We start from the raw sequence: 19,883 nt of genomic DNA on the forward strand, positions 1-19,883 counted from the left end.
AGCATCCTCCGTTCTCGGCCACACCGAAGAAATTCAGCCACCCGAGGACAGGTCCGTCACCGGGAGTGCTCCGGCGCATCCGGTGCGTGTTCACGCGTACCGGATGCGTCACCGGAAGAGGATTGGCCGGTTTCCGGTACAGGCCAATGGGGCATCCACACCGTGGCGTGGGGCGAAGGAGGTCTCGGGGGTGGCGTTGGTGGTGGCACAGGAGGTGCCGACGTCGTCGAGCATGGCCGTACCCCACGGCCCTGCGGGCGTGGGCAAGGCGAGGCACCGGATGCGGGCGCAACTGCGCACCGGCGGTGTGTCGGAGACGGTCATCGACGACGCCGTACTGATCCTTTCCGAGCTCTTGAGCAATGCCTGCAAGCACGGCCGGCCGCTGGGCGACGCCCCGGCGGGTGACGGCGACGTGCGGGCGGCGTGGCGGGTGGACCCGTGCGGGCGGCTGATCGTGGAGGTCACCGACGGCGGTGGCCCGACCCGGCCGGCTCCGGCGACCCCCTCGGTCACCGCGCACGGTGGCCGTGGGCTCAACATCATCACGGCCCTCTCCGACGACTGGGGCGTGCGCGACGACATCCGGGGCGAGGTGACGGTCTGGGTGGTGGTCAACGACGACGTCCACGACCCGGACGCCGGGGCCCGGCACGGCGGTTTCGCTACGCGCGTCACCGCGCCGGCGGTCGCGGCCATGGCCGAGCTGGACTTCACGGACGTCTTCGACGAGCTGGACTGAGCCCCCGGCCGGGACCCGGTCCGGCCGCTGGTGTCGTCGGCTCGTGCCCTCGGCTCGCCCAGGTGTCCGTTGTCCACAGGTTCGCGTCCGCCCTGTCCCGAACGGCTAGGCTCCCGCCGTACCAGACGAGCCGTAACCGGGAGACCCCACGATGGCCAAGAAGCGACCCCAGACGAAGGCCGAGCGACCGCAGCTCAGCGACGCAGACATCCCGGTCGTCGGCGCCCGTGAGCCCTGCCCCTGCGGCAGCGGCCGGCGCTACAAGGCCTGTCACGGCCGGGCCGCGGCGCACGCCACGACCGAGCTGGTGCACCGCCCGTTCGAAGGCCTGCCGGGCGAGTGCGACTGGGTCGCGCTGCGCGAACTGGTCCCCGCCGCCACGGTGGAGCTGACCCTCGCCGAGGGCCTGCCCGAGGGCGTCCCGTCGGTCACGCTCGCCACCGTGCTGCCGATGGCCTGGCCCGCGCTGCGCCGCGACGACGGCTCGATCCTGCTCGGCCTGCAGAACGACACGCCCTCCGGCGACATCAGCCGCGACCTCGCCGACACCCTTCGGCGGGCCCTGGCGGCCGAGCCCGGCACCCCGGTCGAGGGCCGCCGCGCCCCGGCCGACGGCCCGCGGCTGCAGGACCTGCTCGCCCCGGAAGGCGCGTTCGAGCCAGTTGTGCACGACGGCTTCGAGTTCTGGGTGCCGGACGCGGAGAACGCCACCCCGGAGGTGACCGCGTCCCTGGAGCGGGCCAACGCCGCCGCCATCCCGACCGTGAAGCTGTCCGGCGTGGACGCCGCGTACTGGTGCGAGACCCCGGACAAGAACCACCTGCGCTGGGTCATGCCGCACCCGGAGGAGCAGCTTCTGGACGCTCTGGCCCGGCTGCACGCCGCCGGCCGGTCCAGCCTCGGCGAGGGCACCCGTCTGGTGGGCTCCTTCCGTGCTCACGGCCTCACCGTGCCGGTCTGGGACCTGCCGAGCGGGGTCTCGGCGGACGACGTGGAGAAGCCGGCCGCCGAGTTCGCCGAGCGGCTCGCCGCCGCCCTGTCCGCCACCGAACCGCTCACCTCCGAGGAGCGCCGGGCGCGCGGCGGACTCACGAGCCGCCAGGTCACCCTGAGCTGAGGCACCCCCTGGACGCGGACCGCGGCTGACCGACCGGTCAGCCGCGACGGGCGCACGGATACAGGTGACTCCTGTCACAACTCCCCGTCACGACAGGGAAATCCGTGTCCGAATAGCCGAGATCGAATTTGCGAACCGCCGATCTCTTGTTACCGTTCCAGTAGCCCGGTTGCTGGTGCATCCCCCGTCGCCAGCAACCGGGCCTTTCCATGCCCGGAGCCGGTGTACAGCGCTTCGCTGGGCGTCAACTCCCCTCCGCAACACCCGAGTTGCTCGCGGAACGCAGCAGCAGCGGCCCGTCGGCCCGTGACCCGGAGAACTCGGTGACCGCGGTGTAGGCGTCCAGCGCGCCCCGGGTGCGGTCCCGGGGTGTCTCACAGGTGGCGGGCTCGTCGTCGGCGCCCGCGGCGCAGTGCGTCTGCACGGTCCGGCCGTCCGGGCCCAGCAGGCTCAGCACGGAGTCCACGGCCTCGCCGGTGACGTTGCGGTAGTAGGTGCGCGCCCAGGTGTCCCCGCCCTGTGTCAGCACACAGGTCTGCGCCTCGATCCCGTCGGGGGAGGAGAGTTCGGGTCCGCACCGGGCGGCGGTGGCCAGGCCGAGCCCGAGCAGCAGGGGGGAGCGCGTCGGAGCGGGCGCGGACGGCCCGGCGGCGCGGGAGCGCGGCGGCGCGGCGGCCCGTCCGTTCTTCGCCGCGGGCCGGCCGGCCTCGCCCACCTGCCCCGCGGACGCCACGGCCAGCGGCAGTGCGGCCGCGGCCGTCACGACGCCCGCGAGGGCGAGCAGACGGAGCCTTCGGGGGTCCGGACCGCCCCGGTGCGACGGCCGGCCGCCGGGTCCCCCAGAGATGCGCAGCATGTAGCGGAAGATAACGACCCCGGGCGGCCGCCGGGCGCGCCCGCGCCCGACACCCCTACAACTCGGGCGCGCTCACACCCGTACGAGTGAGGGCGTCGACCACGGCGTCCACCACGGCCTCCACGCCGGGCACCCAGGGCGAGGCCGAGCCGGGCAGCGGGGCGCGCTCCCACCGGACGGCGCCCTGACCGGTCTCGGACGGGGGCAGGGCGAGGTAGCCGCCCTCCCCGTGGAAGCGCAGGGAGCCGGGCACGAAGTCCTTGGCGTAGAGCAGTTCGCCGAGCTGCTCCATGGAGTAGGGCTGGACGAGCAGCGACCAGCGGGTCGGCGAGGCGACCACGGGGCCGAGGCGCATGCCGCGCTTGTCGAGCAGCGCGAGCGCGCGGGCCGCCGCGAGCGCCGGCAGGCTGACCGCGCAGGGCGCCTTGCCGCCGGTGGCCATGACGATCGGCGCGCCCGGGCGGTTGGTCCACCACCAGCGCACCATGCGCGGATCGGTGGTGGCCGCGAGCAGGCCGGGGTCGAAGGGGTGGGCACCGGGGACCGTGCACTCCGGGTCGGGGCAGCCGCAGCGGGCCCGTCCCTGCGGGTCCGGGGCCACACCCGGGAGTACGGGCCACTGCCATTCGGCCGCGAAGGTCAGGGCCGCGCCGAGCAGCTCAGGCCTCCCGCCGTTCCGCCTGGACAGGAGCCTGCGTCGCCTTCCGAGGATCTCGCGCATGAGCGCTCGTTCCTTTCCGTTGCACCGCTGGCAACACCGAGGACCACATCACAACATGTGTCGATCTCTTCACTGTGCGTACCTGTTGGCGCATCACACCCCTGCGCATGGCAGGGGGAACCCCACGGGGTCGAGCGTTGACCGCTTCCTTAGTGCGTCCATCGAGAGCACGGGTGCGGCGTAGGGGTGGCGAAGCATGGCGTTTTGCGGTCGCGCGTGTTTCTCTTCGCCTCCGCCACGGGAGGATGGGGCTCGGTCGTCGGTGGTTATGACGCCCGGGTCCGTCGCCAGGTTCCGGGTGGTCCCCAACCACCCCTGGCCTTCTCCGAGTACGTACCCATCACGACCGATGTGACGCTCCGTGGAGCAGGGCCAGTCGACCGCAATGAACCGATACCTGAGGCAGTTTCAAGCCAACTTGGCAGTAAGGCAAGGGTTTCGGAGGAAACCCACTTCAGACCCATGGACACCAGGAATCCCCGCAGGACAATGCTGGACATCCCCTCACGAGTGCGTGTACATGTGGTTACACCGCCGGCGGCGCAGAATGACATGGGGGTTTGCGATGCTTCTGAGCAATACGCACCGGTCTGAAGGCCGGACGCCATGAACGCCCCGCACCCTCCGAAAGTGGCCGGAATCGATCCAACGGTTCCCACGCCCGCCCACACTGCCGTACCCACACCTTCCGCCCCCGGCTCCGGCCCCTCCCCGGACGCCGCGCTCCCCGTCCCGAACGCCCCGGTCCCCGGCGGCCCCCCGCCCGGCGCCCTGCTCCAGGACCGGCTGGCCGGCTGGGTCTCCGACCTCACAACCCTGCACGAACTGACCGAGCGTCTGGCCCGCACCGACGCGCTGGAGCCGGCCCTCCACGAACTGCTGCACGCCGGGTCCGCCCTCGTCGGCGCCCGCCGTGGCCTGGTCGTCCTGGAGCCCGCCGACGGGCTCGCCCCCCGCACCACCCTCGGCCTCGGCCTCGGCCGCGCCGACCTCGGCCACATCGAGACCGTGCCGCGCGGCGCCCTGCCCTACGGCAGCCTGCTTCAGACCGGCGCCGACACCGAGATCGTGCACGCCGACCTGCTCGCCGAGGACGGCCTCGACCCCCGCCACCGCGAGGTGGCCGCCCGCCTCGGCTACGCGGCGAGCTACGCGCTCCCGCTGGCCGCCGAGTCGGCGGGCCGCCTCGGCGCCGTCGTGTGGCTCTACGACGAGCCCGCGGAGCCGGACGAGCGCCGCCGCCACCTGGTCGGCCTCTACGTACGGCACGCGGCCGAGCACCTGGCCCGGCTGGTGGAGGTGGAGCGCACCCGCGCGTGCATGGCCACCATCGCCGAGGAGCTGCTCCCCTCCCGGCTGCCCCGGGTGGCCGGCGTCCAGCTCGCCGCCCGGCACCGCACCGGACCGCGCGGCGGCGGCGACTGGTACGACGCGCTGCCGCTGCCCGACGCCGCCCTCGGTCTCTCCGTCGGCTCGGTCACCGGCTCCGGGCCCAGCGCGGTGGCCGCCATGGGCCGGCTGCGCGCCTCCCTGCGGGCCTACGCCGTGATGGAGGGCGAGGACCCGGTCGCCGTCCTGTCCGACCTGGAGCTGCTGCTGCGGCTGACCGAGCCCGCCCGCTCGGCCACCGCCCTCTTCGCCTACTGCGAACCGGCCCTGCGCAAGATCACCCTGGCCGGCGCAGGGCACAGCCCGCCCCTGCTGATCGGCGAGCGGCGCACCGAGTTCGCCGAGACGTCCGTCTCCGCGCCGCTCGGGATGCTCGCCTGCTGGGAGGCGCCCAGCGTGGAGATCCAGGCCGGGGCCGGGGAGACCGTGCTGCTCTACACCGACGGGCTGCTGCACCGCACCGGCGACCCCACGGACCGCGCCTTCGCCCGGCTGCGCGCGGCGGCCGCGAGCGTCCCGCGCGCGCTGCGCCGCGACCCCGGGGCCATCGCCGACCACGTGCTGCGCACCGTCCTGCCGGACGGCCCGGACGCGGCGTCTCCCGGCCCGGCGCACCACGGGGCGGGGGACAACGCCGAGGAGGACGTGGTCCTGCTCGCGGCCCGCTTCGACTGAGGGGTTCCGCCGCGGGATTCCGCCGCCTGGTCCCTGGCCGTCCGCGCCCGCCGGTCGGCATGGCCAGGCATAACAGGTCTTCCGGCCCGGTCCGCTCCCGGTGCGACCGTACGATGATGGAGGTCCCCGCTCGGCCACAAGCAGGAGCGTCGCGGGCCCGGGGGGAGATCACATGCGTACCGAGGAGGATCACGTGTCCGACGAGCTCAACCCGGCTGTACCCGATTCCGCCACCGCGGAGGGCCCGGAGACCGAGTCCGAGGAGACCGTCAAGCAGCGGAAGAACGGCCTGTACCCGGGCGTCTCCGACGAGCTTGCCGAGAACATGAAGTCGGGCTGGGCCGACACGGAGCAGCGTGACCTGAAGCCGATCGCGCAGGCCGCCGAGACCGCGCGCCGCCGCGCCGCGCTCTCCGCGCGCTTCCCGGGCGAGCGCCTGGTGATCCCCGCCGGCAACCTGAAGACCCGCTCCAACGACACGGAGTACGCCTTCCGCGCCTCCGTCGAGTACGCCTACCTCACCGGCAACCAGACCGAGGACGGCGTCCTGGTCCTGGAGCCCACCGCCGAGGGTCACCGGGAGACGATCTACCTGCTGCCGCGCTCCGACCGCGAGAACGGCGAGTTCTGGCTGTCCGGCCAGGGCGAGCTGTGGGTCGGCCGTCGCCACTCCCTCACCGAGTCCGAGGCGCTGTACGGCATCCCGGCCGCCGACGTGCGCGAGCTGGCCGACCGGCTGCGCGAGGCCACCGGCCCGGTGCGGGTCGTGCGCGGCCACGACGCCGGCGTCGAGGCGGCCCTGACCGACAAGGTCACCGCCGAGCGCGACGAGGAGCTGCGCGTCTTCCTCTCCGAGGCCCGCCTGCTGAAGGACGAGTTCGAGATCGGCGAACTGCAGAAGGCCGTCGACTCCACCGTCCGCGGCTTCGAGGACGTCGTGAAGGTCCTGGACAGGGCCGAGGCGACCAGCGAGCGCTACATCGAGGGCACCTTCTTCCTCCGCGCGCGCGTGGAGGGCAACGACGTCGGCTACGGCTCCATCTGCGCGTCCGGCCCGCACGCCTGCACCCTGCACTGGGTGCGCAACGACGGCCCGGTCCGCTCCGGCGACCTGCTCCTGCTGGACGCGGGCGTGGAGACGCACACGCTGTACACCGCGGACGTCACCCGCACGCTGCCGGTCAACGGCACGTACAGCGAGCTCCAGAAGAAGATCTACGACGCCGTGTACGACGCCCAGGAGGCCGGCATCGCGGCCGTGAAGCCCGGTGCCAAGTACCGCGACTTCCACGACGCCGCCCAGCGGGTGCTCGCCGAGCGGCTCGTCGAGTGGGGCCTTGTCGAGGGCCCGGTCGAGCGCGTCCTCGAGCTCGGCCTGCAGCGCCGCTGGACCCTGCACGGCACCGGCCACATGCTCGGCATGGACGTCCACGACTGCGCGGCCGCCCGCGTGGAGACGTACGTGGACGGCACGCTGGAGGCCGGCATGGTGCTCACCGTCGAGCCCGGCCTGTACTTCCAGGCCGACGACCTGACGGTGCCCGAGGAGTACCGGGGCATCGGCGTGCGCATCGAGGACGACATCCTCGTCACGGAGGACGGCAACCGGAACCTCTCGGCGGGCCTGCCGCGCCGCTCCGACGAGGTCGAGGCGTGGATGGCGTCCCTGAAGGGCTGACCGGTCCGACAGGGCTGATCGGTCTGATAAGACACTGAATGGCCGGGCACCCGGGTGGTGCCCGGCCATCGGCGTGTCCGTGCGCGCCGGCTTTCACGTGCCTAGGGGGAGGGTTCTCGTGGACGACTTCTGGTCCGGTGTCGGAGTGGATCTGCATCTCGAACCCGACGCGGCGGACGGCCGCCGGGTCGGTCTGGAACGGGCGCTCAGGGACGCCGTGCGGGACGGGCGGCTCACGCCCGGCACCCGGCTGCCGGCCACCCGGCGGCTCGCGACGGAGCTGGGCATCTCGCGCGGCACCGCGAAGGCCGCGTACGACCAGCTCGTCGCCGAGGGCTACCTGACGGCCCGGCAGGGCTCGGGCACCCAGGTCGCCGAACTGCCGGCCGTGGAGGCGCAGGAGCCGGGGGCGGCGGCACACGCGCGTGCCCCGCGACTCGACCTGCGGCCCGGCAGCCCCGACGTCGGCGCGTTCCCGGCCGCGGCCTGGCTGCGCGCACTGCGCCGCGCCATCGCGACGGCGCCCTCCCTGGCGTACGACTACGGCGACCCGCGCGGCCGGATCGAACTGCGCACCGCGCTCTCCGGCTATCTGGGGCGGGCGCGCGGGGTGCTCGCGCCGCCGGAGCGGATCGTGATCACCTCCGGGTACGTCCAGGGGCTCGCGCTCCTGACCCGTGTGCTGGACGGCGCCACGGTCGCCATGGAGGACCCGGGGCTGCCGTTCCACCGGGAGGTGGTGCGGCGCAACGGCGGCACCGTCAAGCCGGTGCGGGTGGACGAGCGCGGGGTGCGGCCGGCGGAACTGGGCGACGCGGCCGCCGTGGTGGTCACCCCGGCCCACCAGTACCCGACCGGGGTGACGCTGCACCCCGAGCGGCGCCGCGCGCTCACGGACTGGGCACGCGCGCGGGGCGGGCTCATCGTCGAGGACGACTACGACGGCGAGTTCCGTTACGACCGCCAGCCGGTGGGCGCGTTGCAGGGCATGGCCCCGGGCCGGGTCGTCTATCTGGGCACCGCGTCCAAGACGCTCGGTCCGGCGCTGCGGCTCGGCTGGATGGTGCTGCCGCCGCGGCTGGCCGACGCGGTCGCCGACGCCAAGCTGCACAGCGACCACCACACCGAGACCATCGGCCAGCTCGCGCTCGCCGAGCTGATCGGCAGCCACGCCTACGACCGGCACGTACGCGCGTGCCGGCTGCGCTACCGGCGCCGCCGGGACCAGCTCCTCGACCGGCTGGGGCCCCGGCGGGAGGTGCGGGGCATCGCGGCCGGACTGCACGCGCTGATCGACGTCCCCGACGAGGAGGGGGCCCTGGCCCGCGCCGAGGCCGTGGGGCTCGCCGTCGGCCGTCTGGGCACCCACTGGCACGCCCCCGGCGAGGACCGGCCGCAGGGCCTGGTCGTCGGCTACGGCACCCCCCGGGAGCGGGTGTACCCGGAGGCGCTGGAGGCGCTGGCCAAGGTCCTCGGCGCCTGAGCGCGCGAGGGTCTCAGGGCGCGGGCGGGCCGTCGTGCAGCACGCGCTGGAAGAGCCGGCAGTCCCGCCATTCGCCGTCGATGTGCAGGTACTTCGGGGCGAGTCCGATCGGTTCGAACCCGCATTTGCCGAGCACCCGCTGGGACGCGGTGTTCTCGGTCAGCGTGGACGCCTCGATCCGGTGCAGTCCCAGGGTGTCCCGGGCGATCCGGCAGACCTGCGCCAACGCCGCGCTGGCCAGCCCCTTGTTCTGCTGGTCGGCCGCGACCCAGTACCCGACGTAGGAGCTGCAGAACGGGCCCCGGGAGATCCCGGACAGGGTGACCGCCCCGACGATCCGGCCGTCCGGCGCCTCGAACACCCACGGCATCACCGCGCCGTCGGCGCACTGCCCGAGCAGCCCGTCGATGCGCTCCGCCTGGCCCTCGGCGGTGAAGAAGGACTCCGGTCTGACCGGTTCCCACGGCTCCAGATGCGCACGGTTCTCCGTGTACGCGCAGACGAGTGCGAGAGCGTCGGCCGCGGCGAGCGGACGCAGCACCACGCCACCGGCCAATTCCCTGTTCTCCATGGCTTCGACAAGCATGCGCGCACCCTAGCGGCGGGGTGTCCCTGCGGCGTCCCTCATGCCGTGAGCAGGGAAGGATCTTTCTTCCACTTGAGAATCTTGTCGAAGCTCACCACCGTCCCGCTCCGCCCCGGCCGGGCGCCGATGTGCACGTGGTCGGCGAGTTCCCGGATCAGGCACAGCCCCCGGCCGTGCTCGGCGTCCGGGCGGGCCGGCCGGACGTCCTGGGCGCGGACCGCTCCGGGCCCCGAGTCGGTCACCTCGATCCGGCACTTCTCACCGTCGAGGTAGGCGGTCACCCGGTAGGCCTCCGAGCAGCCGCGGGCGGCGTCCCCGCCGTGCTCCACCGCGTTGGCGCAGGCCTCGCTGAGGGCGACGGACAGGTCGTAGGAGATGTCCGGGTCGACGCCCGCCGTCTCCATCGTGCCGATCAGCAGCCGCCGGGCGAGCGGCACGCTCGCGGCCTCGCGACGCAGTTGGAGAGACCACCAGATGCTCATGCTCCAGCCTCCAGGCCGCGGCTCGACATACCGTTACGTATTGCCGCCCGTGTGCGGCCGTAAGCACACCGTGGACGTGACAGTGCCCATAAGGTCGATGTGTCGCGGGAGGAATCGGTGTATGAGGGACGACTTCCGGCGGAGGACGATCTTCCGGTCCCGGCGGCCGTCCCGCGGTGGCGTGATCCGGTGACCTGCCGCCGGTCCCGGGCGCGGCCAGTGCGATGATGGGGCCGCCATGACTGCCCCCCACCCGCGCACGGCGCGTCCCGGAGCCGGGCTCCGGATCCTGCGGGCCGCGGTGTTCGCCGCGGTCTGTGTCGTGCTGGCCGCGGCCGGGCACACCATGGCCTCCTGCGCGCGCGTTCCGCTGTGGACGCTCGGCGCGGGATTCGCGGGCTCGACGCTGCTCGTGGCACCGCTCGCCGGACGCGCCCGCTCACTGCCGGGCATCGCCGTGGTCCTGGCGCTCGGACAGACTGTGCTGCACACGCTGTTCGGACTCGGGCAGCACACCGCGGCCGGCGCGATGACGATGAGCCCACCGGACACTTCCCTGAGCGACACCGCCCTCGTCGAGCGGGCCGCCCGGCTCCTGTGCGGGTCCGCCCCCTCGGCGCTGACCCCCGGGCACGCCTACCGGCTGCTGCTCGACGCCCACCTCATCGACCCCTCGGGCCGGGCCGTCGGGGCGATGCCGGCCATGTCGCACATGACCGGCGCGACCGGCACGGCCGGTGCCGCCGGCTCCTGGACGGCGCTGCTGCCCTCCCTGCCGATGCTGCTCGGTCACGTCCTCGCGGCCGTCGTCGCCGGCTGGCTGCTGCGCCGGGGCGACCTGGCCCTGCTGCGGCTGATCGAGCTGTCGGCGCACGGAGTCGCGGAGGCCGCGCTCGTGCGTTCCCTGCGCGGGGCGCTCGCCCTGGTCCGCGCCCTGTGCGCCGGGCTGCTGCCCACGACCGGGCCCGGCCCGCGCGCCCCTCGGACCGCCCGGGACGAGGCGCCCGCCCCGCACACCACCGCGCTCCAGCACACGGTGATCCGGCGCGGCCCGCCCGGCGCCACGTTCCTCCTCGCCGCCTGACGCGACCACACTCCACCGGAACCGGAGACGGAAGACCCGGACGGGAGGGGCCGCAGTCGTGCGGCACGCGCGCGTGCGCTCTGTCGAGCGGTACGGCCACGAGGCCGGCCACGCCCGCGCGTATCCCCCTCCGGATTCCCACCGGACCTCGCACCGGCCGTCCCCACCGGGACCCGAGCCGGACTCACTCAGAGTGGAGTGCTCCCTGTCATGAGGGCTTCTCGTATCGCCGCCGCCACCGCCGTCGCGGGCACCGCCGTGCTCGCCCTGTCGGGCCCCGCCTTCGCGCACGTCACCGTGCAGCCCGAAGGCACGGCCGCCAAGGGCGGCTACGCGGTCGTCGACTTCAAGGTCCCCAACGAGCGCGACGACGCCGCGACCACCAAGGTCGAGGTCAACTTCCCGGCGGACCACCCCATCGCCTCCGTGATGCCGCAGCCGCTGCCGGGCTGGAAGATCGACGTCACCCGGTCCAAGCTCGCCAAGCCGCTGACCATGCACGGCAAGAAGATCGACGAGGCCGTCACCAAGGTCACCTGGACCGCCGACGGCAAGGGCGTCGAGCCGGGCTACTTCCAGAAGTTCCCGCTCTCCGTCGGCACCCTGCCCGAGGACACCGACCAGCTCGTGTTCAAGGCGATCCAGACGTACTCGAACAAGGAGGTCGTGCGCTGGATCGAGGTGGCCCAGGACGGCCAGGAGGAGCCCGAGAACCCGGCCCCGGTGCTGGAGCTGTCCGCCGCCACCGGTGACCACCACGGCACCTCCACCGCCGACGACGCCTCCGACAGGAGCGACGGCAAGGCGGACGGCAGGACCGAGGCGGCCGCCGCCGGCACCGACACGAAGGGCGGCAGCGACACCACCGCGCGCGTGCTCGGCGTGATCGGCATCGTCATCGGGATCGCGGGCGTCGGCTACGGCGTCCTCGCGGGCCGCCGCCGGACCGCCTGACCACCGTTCCGCACGCGCGCCCGGGGTCGTGCGACGCTGTCGTACGACCCCGGTGCGCGCCGGAGTTCTGACATCTGGGACATTTTTCTATGCGCAAGAAGACGTTCGCCGCGGCGGCGCTGCTCGCCGCCGCCACCCTGCCCCTCTCCGCCTGCGGCAGCGGTGGCGACGGCAAGTCGCCCGTCGCCGTGGTCTCCGAGGAGTCCGGCTCGGGCAAGGCCGCCACCGTCCTCGACCAGCCGTTCGAGAAGCCCGACCTGGTCCTCACCGACACGCACGGCAAGAAGTTCGACCTGCGGGCCGAGACCAAGGGCCACCCCACCCTGCTCTACTTCGGCTACACGCACTGCCCGGACATCTGCCCGACGACGATGAGCAACATCGCCGTCGCCGAGAAGGCGCTGCCCAAGGCCCAGCGGGACAAGCTCAGGGTGGTCTTCGTCACCACCGACCCCGGCCGGGACACCCCCGCAGAGCTCGGCAGGTGGCTCAAGGGCATCGACCCCGGGTTCATCGGCCTGACCGGCGACTTCTCCACCATCCAGGCCGGCGCCCGGTCCGTGGGGATCTCCGTCGAGCCGACCTCCGAGGACAAGAACGGCAAGCTCGTCTCGGTGCACGGCACCCAGGTCATCGCCTTCTCCCCGAAGACCGACGGCGGTTACGTCCTCTACGGCGAGGACGCCACGGTGGACGACTACACCAAGGACCTGCCCAAGCTCGTCGAGGGAGCGAAGCCGTGAGGCGTGCGCTCCTGCCCGCGGCCGCGCTCGCCGGCGCCCTGGCCCTCACCGGCTGCGGTTCCGGCACCGGGTCCGGGTCCGGCTCCTCGAAGGCCGAGCTGTCCGTGAGCGGGCCGTACATGCCCCAGCCGGTCTCCGCCGACATGGCCGCCGGCTTCCTGACGATCAGCAACGAGGGCGGCGCCAAGGACGAGCTGACCTCGGTGACCAGCGACGCCGCCGGGCAGGTCACCATGCACAGCACCGTCGGCGGGGCCATGGAGGAGAAGACCTCCTTCGCCATACCCGCCCATGGTCAACTCGTGTTCAAAAGCGGTGGCAACCATCTGATGTTCGAGAAGCTGAAGCGCAAGCCGGAACAGGGCCAGAAGGTCACCCTGCACCTCACCTTCGCCAAGTCCGGTGCCCTCACCGTCGAGATGCCGGTGAAGTCCGCCACGTACAACCCGTCGACCGGCCACTGAGGGAGGGACCACCTTGACGCGGACCATCGCCCCCCGCCTGCGCACCCTGGTGCTGCTGCTTCTCACCGTCACCGGCGCGCTGCTCGCGGGCGCCGCACCGGCCTCCGCGCACGCCGCGCTGACCGGCAGCGACCCCGCACAGGGGGTGGTGGTCGACAAGGCACCCACCCAGGTGTCGCTCACCTTCTCCGAGAAGGTGGCGATGAACGACGACTCGCTCCAGGTCCTCGACCCCAAGGGGAAGAACGTCGAGACGGGCGCGCCCGTGAACCCGGGCGGCACGACATACGCCGTGAAACTCAAGGGCAACCTGCCCAAGGGCACCTACACGGTCGCCTACCAGGTCGTCTCCGAGGACAGCCACCCCGTCTCCGGCGCCTACACCTTCTCCATCGGAGCCCCCTCGCAGACCGTGGTCTCCGGTGTCGGAACGGCGGCGGGCGGCGGTGTCGTCGGCGCGCTGTACGCGGTCGGACGGTACGTGTCGTACGCCGGGTTCATCGTGCTGGCCGGCGGCGCCGCCTTCGTGCTGGCCTGCTGGCAGCGCGGCTCGGGGGTACGGGCCGTGCAGCGGCTCGTCGTCGGCGGCTGGCTCGCGCTCACCGCGGCCACCCTGTGGCTGCTGCTCCTGCGCGGCTCCTACACCTCCTCCGGGAAGTTCGGCGACGTCTTCGACCTGAACCTGCTGGGCCAGGTGCTGCAGACCAAGACCGGCGCGGCGCTGGTCTCCCGGCTGCTGCTGCTCGCCGCCGCCGCGCTGTTCATCGCCGTGCTGTTCGGCGCCTACAACCGGCGCGAGGAGCCCGCGGAGAAGCGGGACCTGACCTTCGGGCTCGCGGTCGGCGGGGTGGTCGTGGCCGCCGGGCTCGCGGCGAGCTGGGCGATGGCCGAGCACGCCTCCACCGGACTCCAGCCGGGCATCGCCATGCCCGTGGACGTGCTCCACCTGCTGGCCGTCGCCGCCTGGCTCGGCGGCCTCACCGCCCTGCTGGTCGCCCTGTACCGGGCACCCGCCGAGACCCCGGTCGACTCGGCCGCCGTGCACCGCTTCTCCCGGGTCGCCTTCGGCTCCGTCGTCGTCCTCGTCGCCACCGGCACCTACCAGTCCTGGCGCCAGCTCGGCTCCTGGTCGGCGTTCACCGAGACCAGGTACGGGCAGCTGCTGCTGGTGAAGATCGCGCTCGTGGCCCTGCTGGTGGGCATCGCGTGGATCTCACGGGGCTGGACGGGACGGCTGCTGGAGACGGCCGGCGCCAGGACCGCCGAGAAGGCGCGGCGCGAGAAGGAGCGCGAGAAGGAACAGGTCGGCTCCGCGGCCGGCAAGCCGGCCGGGCGCAAGTCCGCCTCCGGTGACGACACGCGTGCCGCCCAGCTCGCCCGGCAGCGGGCCGCGATGGACGCGGCCCGGCAGAAGCGGCTGCGCGACGCCGACCCGAACCGCTTCGGCCTGCGCCGCTCGGTGCTCGCCGAGGCGGGCGTCGCGGTCGTGCTGCTCGCGGTCACCACCTGGCTGACCCAGACCGAGCCCGGCCGCACCGAACTGGACGCCAAGGCGTCCACCTCGTCGTCGAGCTCGTCCTCGTCGTCCTCCCCGGCGAACTCCTCCGGTGCGCTGACCCTGGACATGCCCTTCGACACCGGCGGCACCGACGGCAAGGGCCTCGTCCGGATCGACCTCGACCCCGCCCGCGTCGGCGGCAACGAGATGCACGTCTACGTCCAGCGGCCCAACGGGCGCGCCTTCGACGTCCCCGAGGTGAAGGTCGCCTTCACCCTGGAGGCGAAGAAGCTCGGCCCGCTCCCGGTGACCCCCGACCACGTCACCACCGGCCACTGGTCGGCCAGCGGGGTGCAGATCCCGATGGCCGGCGACTGGGAGATCGCCGTGACCGTGCGGACCTCCGACATCGACCAGGTGACCGTCTCCAAGAACGCGCAGATCGGCTGACCCACCCATGCCCGACCAGTCCCTCCCCGAGGCCCGCACGCCCGCCGCGCCCGCGGTGCCGGAACCCGCCGGCGCCCCCGGCCGGGGCGTCTCCCGGCGCGCCCTGCTCGGCACCGCCGGCGCCACCGGACTCGTGCTCGGCGCGGCCGGCGGGGCCGTGGGCTACACGGCGGCGCCCGCCCAGGCCACCCCGCTCACCTCGGTGGGGTCCGGCCGGGCGATGTTTCACGGGAAACATCAGCCCGGCATCACCGAGGGGCTGCAGGCCCGCGGCCACCTCGTCGCGTTCGACCTGACGCCGGGCGCGGGCCGCAAGGAGGCGGCGGCCCTGCTGCGCCGCTGGTCGGCCACGGCCGAGCGGCTGATGGCCGGCGAGACGACCGGGCACGACGACACCGGCGTGGCCCGGGACGCGGGACCGTCCTCGCTGACCGTCACCTTCGGCTTCGGGCACAGCTTCTTCGGCCGCACCGGCCTGGACAAGCAGCGGCCGGGCGCCCTCGACCCGCTGCCCGACTTCTCCTCCGACCGGCTCGACAAGCGGCGCAGCGACGGGGACCTGTGGGTGCAGATCGGCGCCGACGACGCCCTGGTCGCCTTCCACGCGCTGCGCGCGATCCAGAAGGACGCCGGCAGCGCGGCCCGGGTCCGCTGGCAGATGAACGGCTTCAACCGCACCCCGGGGGCGACCGCCCACCCGATGACGGCCCGCAACCTCATGGGCCAGGTCGACGGCACCCGCAACCCCAAGCCCTCCGACTCCGACTTCGACCGGCGGATCTTCGTGCCCGCCTCGGGCGAGCCCGCCTGGATGGCGAACGGCTCCTACGCCGTCGTACGCCGTATCCGCATGCTCCTCGACGACTGGGAGAAGTTGTCGCTGCCGGCCCAGGAGGCGGTCATCGGGCGCCGCAAGGCCGACGGGGCGCCCCTGTCAGGGGGCGGTGAGACGACCCCGATGGACCTGGAGAAGGCCGACGCCAAGGGCGAGTACGTCGTGCCGCTCAACGCGCACGCCCGGATCACCCGGCCCGACCGGAACGGCGGCGCGGCCATGCTGCGGCGCCCGTTCTCCTACCACGACGGCATCGACGCGGACGGCGCGCCGGACGCCGGGCTGCTCTTCGTCTGCTGGCAGGCGGACCCGCTGCGCGGCTTCGTGCCGGTGCAGCGCAAGCTGGACCGCGGGGACGCCCTGTCGACGTACATCCGGCACGAGGCGAGCGGTCTGTTCGCGGTGCCCGGCGGGGCGGCCGACGGGGAGTATGTGGGCCAGCGGCTGCTGGAGGGGTGAATAGGGGTTTCAAACCACCCGGTCGAGTGGCTTCCCTGAGACAAGGGAGTCCCGTCCACCGACGGCCATTAGGGTGAGGACATGCCAGCGAGCTATGCGTATCTCGGTCCCGAAGGCACCTTCACCGAAGTGGCCCTGCGCACGCTTCCGGAGGCGGCCACCCGGGAGCTGATCCCGTACGTGTCGGTGCAGTCCGCGCTGGACGCGGTGCGCGTCGGCGAGGCCGAGGCCGCGTTCGTGCCGATCGAGAACTCCGTCGAGGGCGGGATCACCACCACGCTGGACGAGCTGGTGGCGGGCGAGCCGCTGATGATCTACCGCGAGGTGCTGCTGTCGATCACCTTCGCGCTGCTGGTCCGTCCGGGCACGAAGCTGACGGACATCAAGACGGTCTCCGCCCACCCGGCCGCCCAGCCGCAGGTGCGCAACTGGCTGCGCAAGAACCTCCCGGAGGTGCACTGGGAGTCGGCCGCCTCGAACGCGGACGCGGCCCGGCTGGTCCAGGAGGGCCGGTACGACGCGGCCTTCGCCGGTGAGTTCGCCGCCGCCCGGTACGGCCTGGAGGCCCTGGAGACGGGCATCCACGACGCGGAGAACGCCCAGACCCGGTTCGTGCTGGTCGGCCGCCCGGCCCGGCCCGCGGCGCCGACCGGTGCCGACAAGACCTCGGTGGTGCTGTGGCAGCGGGACGACCACCCCGGTGCCCTGCGCGACCTGCTCGGCGAGTTCGCCACCCGGGGCATCAACCTGATGCTGCTGCAGTCCCGGCCCACCGGCGCCGGCATCGGAAACTACTGCTTCTGCATCGACGCCGAGGGGCACATCTCCGACCGCCGGGTGGCGGAGGCGTTGATGGGCCTGAAGCGCATCTGTCTGCAGGTGCGTTTCCTCGGTTCCTATCCCCGCGCGGACATCCGTCCGGGCGAGGCGCGGCCCCGGCTGCCCGGAACCTCGGACGAGGAGTTCGTGGCAGCGGCCGACTGGGTGGCGCGCTGCCAGGACGGCCGGTTCTGAAGGCGCCCCCAGCGCGCTTCCGGCCGGTCGTACCTGCACATCATCGTTATCCACAGAAGTTATCCACAGGCCCGCTTCTCGACCTGGGGACAAGTCGACACGGCAAGGCGATTCGGTCGACAAATCGTCCTGGACGCCCCAGATGCGGCCACCATCCCGCACGTCACCCTTCGTCCACCCGTTTCCTTTGGTTCATCTTTCGGGGCGACCCCTTTCCACCCGAAAGTGGGTGTCACCCCTGTTTGGGCCGGGAATTCATCAGTCCGGCCATAACTTCCGGAGTGATCAATTCCGAAATCCACAGAGTTTCCGCACAGCCTGTGGATAACTCTCGGGAGTCCACGGATCCCTGTGGACAACGGGCCCACCAAGTGCCCCTCTCCACAAGGAAATCAGGTCAACCGGGAGCCCACCGGCTGCTTCGTCCCAGGGAATGGGACGGCTCGGCTTGACCACACCGACACTCTGTGCAATTGCCCCATAACGGCACGCACGGCGCAGGACGCAATAGTGAGTCGTGGCCCGCGAGCCCGCACCGGTAGCCTTGGCCCCGTGATTGACCTTCGCCTGCTCCGTGAGGACCCCGACCGTGTGCGCGCGTCCCAGCGCGCCCGTGGAGAGGACGTCGCGCTCGTCGACTCCCTCCTGTCTGCCGACGAGCGGCGCAGGTCCTCCGGCGTCCGCTTCGACGAGCTGCGTGCCGAGCAGAAGCAGCTCGGCAAGCTGATCCCCAAGGCCACCGCCGACGAGAAGGCCGAACTGCTCAAGCGTGCCGAGCAGCTGAAGGCCGACGTCAAGGCCGCCGACGCCGAGCGCGACGCGGCCGACGCCGAGACCCAGCAGCTCCTGCTCCGGCTCGGCAACCTCGTCCACCCCGATGTGCCCGTCGGCGGCGAGGAGGACTTCGTCACGCTGGAGACGCACGGCACCATCCGCGACTTCGGCGCCGAGGGCTTCGAGCCCAAGGACCACCTGGAGCTGGGCCAGATCCTCGGCGCGATCGACGTCGAGCGCGGCGCCAAGGTCTCCGGCTCCCGCTTCTACTTCCTCACCGGTGTCGGCGCCCTGCTGGAGCTGGCCCTGGTGAACGCGGCGATCGCGCAGGCCACGGCGGCCGGCTTCACGCCGATGCTGACCCCGGCGCTGGTCCGCCCGCAGTCCATGGCCGGCACCGGCTTCCTCGGCCAGGCGGCCCAGGACGTCTACCACCTCGACAAGGACGACCTGTACCTGGTCGGCACCTCCGAGGTCCCGCTCGCGGCGTACCACATGGACGAGATCATCGACGCCGACCGGCTGCCGCTGCGGTACGCGGGCTTCTCCCCGTGCTTCCGCCGCGAGGCCGGCTCGCACGGCAAGGACACGCGCGGCATCTTCCGCGTGCACCAGTTCGACAAGGTCGAGATGTTCTCCTACGTCACTCCCGAGGACTCGCAGGAGGAGCACAAGCGCCTCCTGGAGTGGGAGAAGCAGTGGCTGACCTCGCTGGAGCTGCCGTTCCGCGTCATCGACGTCGCCTCCGCCGACCTCGGCGCCTCGGCCTCGCGCAAGTACGACTGCGAGGCGTGGGTCCCGACCCAGGGCAAGTACCGCGAGCTGACCTCGACCTCGGACTGCACCGAGTTCCAGTCCCGCCGCCTGTCGATCCGGCTCCGCGACGGCAAGCAGGTCAGGCCGCTGGCGACGCTCAACGGCACGCTCTGCGCCGTACCGCGCACGATCGTGGCGATCCTGGAGAACCACCAGCAGGCCGACGGTTCCGTCCGGGTCCCCGAGGTGCTGCGCCCGTACCTGGGCGGCCGGGAGGTCCTGGAGCCGGTCGCCAAGTGAGCGCCGGATTCCCGTACCGCCTGATCGCCACCGACCTCGACGGAACGCTGCTGCGCTCCGACGAGTCGATCTCGCAGCGCACCCGTGAGGCGCTCGCCGCGGCCACCGCGGCGGGCGCGGCGCACATCGTCGTCACCGGACGCGCGGTCCCCTGGACCCGGCACATCCTGGACGACCTGGGCTACGACGGGCTCGCCGTCTGCGGCCAGGGCGCCCAGGTGTACGACGCCGGAGCGCACCGCCTGCTGACCTCCGTCACCCTGGACCGGCAGCTGGCGGGCGTGGCCCTGGCCAAGATCGAGGCCGAGGTGGGCCCGCTGTACCTGGCGGCGAGCCGGGACGGCCTGGACGGCGAGGTGCTGGTGGGGCCCGGCTACGCGGTCACCGGCCGGCTTCCGGCGACGCCGTTCACGGACGCCTCGGACCTGTGGACCGCCCCGCTGAACAAGATCTACATACAGCATCCGGAGCTGAGCGACGACGAGCTGGCGGCTGCGGCCCGCCGCGCGGCCGGCGGTTTCGTCACGGTCGCCATGGCGGGCGAGGGCATCGTGGAGCTGCTGCCGCTCGGGCTGTCCAAGGCCACGGGCCTGTCCCTTGCGGCCCGTCGGCTGGGCCTGAAGGCGGCCGACACGATCGCCTTCGGCGACATGCCCAACGACATCCCGATGTTCGCCTGGGCCGCCCGGGGCGTGGCGATGGCCAACGCCCACGAGGAGCTGCGCGCGGTGGCCGACGAGGTGACGGCCTCCCACGAGGAGGACGGCATCGCGCTGGTGCTGGAGCGGTTGCTGGGCTGAGCGCCGCCCGGCGCCCGTACGGT

General features: G+C 72.8%; 18 protein-coding genes. 14 read left to right on the plus strand and 4 right to left on the minus strand.

Annotated features, from left to right (window positions below):
- The first annotated feature begins 103 nt into the window (after window positions 1-103).
- Together PV343_RS24340 and PV343_RS24345 are read left to right on the plus strand one after the other, a co-directional pair.
- Window positions 104-742 carry an ATP-binding protein gene (locus PV343_RS24340; protein WP_319149079.1) on the plus strand — a complete coding sequence of 213 codons (639 nt, stop codon included), beginning with the start codon at window positions 104-106 and terminating at the stop codon, window positions 740-742.
- Between the two features lie 151 nt (window positions 743-893).
- A complete protein-coding gene (locus tag PV343_RS24345) occupies window positions 894-1,859 on the plus strand; it encodes a DUF5926 family protein (protein ID WP_319149080.1) in 966 nt (321 codons plus the stop codon).
- Window positions 1,860-2,103: 244 nt separating this feature from the next.
- Here the strand turns inward: PV343_RS24345 and PV343_RS24350 are convergent, their stop codons facing one another.
- Complete coding sequence (locus PV343_RS24350) at window positions 2,104-2,715, minus strand: hypothetical protein (protein WP_319149081.1); 612 nt, start codon at window positions 2,713-2,715, stop codon at window positions 2,104-2,106.
- 55 nt (window positions 2,716-2,770) lie between these two features.
- The gene (locus tag PV343_RS24355; protein WP_319149082.1) at window positions 2,771-3,436 is read right to left on the minus strand and encodes a bifunctional DNA primase/polymerase; all 666 of its coding nucleotides are present in this window, start codon (window positions 3,434-3,436) and stop codon (window positions 2,771-2,773) included.
- A 606-nt stretch (window positions 3,437-4,042) separates the two neighbouring features.
- Between PV343_RS24355 and PV343_RS24360 the strand changes: the two genes are divergently transcribed.
- The 3 genes from PV343_RS24360 (at window position 4,043) to PV343_RS24370 (ending at window position 8,661) form a co-directional block, all read left to right on the plus strand.
- The gene (locus PV343_RS24360; RefSeq protein ID WP_319149083.1) at window positions 4,043-5,500 is read left to right on the plus strand and encodes a PP2C family protein-serine/threonine phosphatase; all 1,458 of its coding nucleotides are present in this window, start codon (window positions 4,043-4,045) and stop codon (window positions 5,498-5,500) included.
- Between the two features lie 172 nt (window positions 5,501-5,672).
- Complete coding sequence (locus PV343_RS24365; protein ID WP_319149084.1) at window positions 5,673-7,178, plus strand: aminopeptidase P family protein; 1,506 nt, start codon at window positions 5,673-5,675, stop codon at window positions 7,176-7,178.
- Between the two features lie 118 nt (window positions 7,179-7,296).
- Window positions 7,297-8,661 carry a PLP-dependent aminotransferase family protein gene (locus PV343_RS24370; protein WP_319149085.1) on the plus strand — a complete coding sequence of 455 codons (1,365 nt, stop codon included), beginning with the start codon at window positions 7,297-7,299 and terminating at the stop codon, window positions 8,659-8,661.
- A 13-nt stretch (window positions 8,662-8,674) separates the two neighbouring features.
- Here the strand turns inward: PV343_RS24370 and PV343_RS24375 are convergent, their stop codons facing one another.
- Both PV343_RS24375 and PV343_RS24380 read right to left on the minus strand, forming a co-directional pair.
- Complete coding sequence (locus PV343_RS24375) at window positions 8,675-9,247, minus strand: GNAT family N-acetyltransferase (RefSeq protein WP_319149086.1); 573 nt, start codon at window positions 9,245-9,247, stop codon at window positions 8,675-8,677.
- A 38-nt stretch (window positions 9,248-9,285) separates the two neighbouring features.
- On the minus strand, window positions 9,286-9,729 hold the full coding sequence (locus PV343_RS24380; protein ID WP_317444323.1) for an ATP-binding protein: 444 nt from the start codon (window positions 9,727-9,729) through the stop codon (window positions 9,286-9,288).
- Window positions 9,730-9,967: 238 nt separating this feature from the next.
- Here PV343_RS24380 and PV343_RS24385 point away from each other — a divergent pair, with 238 nt between their 5' ends.
- From PV343_RS24385 to PV343_RS24425, 9 genes are all read left to right on the plus strand, one after another.
- Complete coding sequence (locus PV343_RS24385) at window positions 9,968-10,813, plus strand: hypothetical protein (protein WP_319149087.1); 846 nt, start codon at window positions 9,968-9,970, stop codon at window positions 10,811-10,813.
- A gap of 210 nt (window positions 10,814-11,023) precedes the next feature.
- Window positions 11,024-11,767 (plus strand): YcnI family protein, encoded by a 744-nt coding sequence (locus PV343_RS24390; RefSeq protein WP_319149088.1) that lies wholly within the window; start codon window positions 11,024-11,026, stop codon window positions 11,765-11,767.
- An 89-nt stretch (window positions 11,768-11,856) separates the two neighbouring features.
- A complete protein-coding gene (locus tag PV343_RS24395; protein WP_319149089.1) occupies window positions 11,857-12,510 on the plus strand; it encodes an SCO family protein in 654 nt (217 codons plus the stop codon).
- On the plus strand, window positions 12,507-12,974 hold the full coding sequence (locus tag PV343_RS24400; protein WP_319149090.1) for a copper chaperone PCu(A)C: 468 nt from the start codon (window positions 12,507-12,509) through the stop codon (window positions 12,972-12,974). The genes PV343_RS24395 and PV343_RS24400 overlap by 4 nt, the downstream gene beginning before the upstream one ends.
- Before the next feature lie 13 nt (window positions 12,975-12,987).
- On the plus strand, window positions 12,988-14,922 hold the full coding sequence (locus PV343_RS24405) for a copper resistance CopC/CopD family protein (protein ID WP_319149091.1): 1,935 nt from the start codon (window positions 12,988-12,990) through the stop codon (window positions 14,920-14,922).
- Between the two features lie 7 nt (window positions 14,923-14,929).
- Complete coding sequence (gene efeB, locus PV343_RS24410; RefSeq protein ID WP_319149092.1) at window positions 14,930-16,216, plus strand: iron uptake transporter deferrochelatase/peroxidase subunit; 1,287 nt, start codon at window positions 14,930-14,932, stop codon at window positions 16,214-16,216.
- 81 nt (window positions 16,217-16,297) lie between these two features.
- A complete protein-coding gene (gene pheA, locus PV343_RS24415; RefSeq protein WP_319149093.1) occupies window positions 16,298-17,230 on the plus strand; it encodes a prephenate dehydratase in 933 nt (310 codons plus the stop codon).
- A 552-nt stretch (window positions 17,231-17,782) separates the two neighbouring features.
- Window positions 17,783-19,060, plus strand: coding sequence for a serine--tRNA ligase (gene serS / locus PV343_RS24420; protein WP_319149094.1), 1,278 nt, complete (start codon window positions 17,783-17,785; stop codon window positions 19,058-19,060).
- Window positions 19,057-19,860, plus strand: a complete 804-nt coding sequence (locus PV343_RS24425; protein ID WP_319149095.1) for an HAD family hydrolase — start codon at window positions 19,057-19,059, stop codon at window positions 19,858-19,860. Before serS ends, PV343_RS24425 begins: the two co-directional genes overlap by 4 nt.
- Window positions 19,861-19,883: the final 23 nt, after the last annotated feature.

This window comes from Streptomyces sp. WI03-4A (genome assembly GCF_033792105.1).
In the GTDB taxonomy this organism is placed as follows: domain Bacteria; phylum Actinomycetota; class Actinomycetes; order Streptomycetales; family Streptomycetaceae; genus Streptomyces; species Streptomyces collinus_A.